The sequence below is a fragment of the Parazoarcus communis SWub3 = DSM 12120 genome (assembly GCF_003226565.1).
GTDB lineage: Bacteria > Pseudomonadota > Gammaproteobacteria > Burkholderiales > Rhodocyclaceae > Parazoarcus > Parazoarcus communis.
On record NZ_QKOE01000171.1, the window covers coordinates 1 to 283 of the forward strand.

Here is a 283-nt window from a genome sequence, read left to right on the forward strand (position 1 = left end):
AGCTTGCCCGTCCATTGATCCGCTTGCCGGGTCAGTGCGTCGATACGCTCGTTGCGCTGCCGGGTCTTGGTGGCGGCTGTCACCGGATCGTGTGCGACCACCAGCCTCAGGTCATTCCAGGCCTGCTCCGAGATCACTTCCTGTGTGGCGGTGACACATTGCTGTTCGTGGAAGGGGGCGAGCAGATCGATGAACTCGTTGTAACGCCGGCCTGGTACCGCGACGATGAACTCGAGCGGCTTGCCACTGGTCAGGCGCACGGCCTTCAGGGCTTCGAGATTGT

The 283-nt window shown here is 62.2% G+C and carries 1 pseudogene; it reads right to left on the reverse strand.

The features are described 5' to 3' along the window. A pseudogene (locus tag DNK49_RS23600) lies at positions 1-283 on the reverse strand (IS1634 family transposase); the annotation flags it as partial.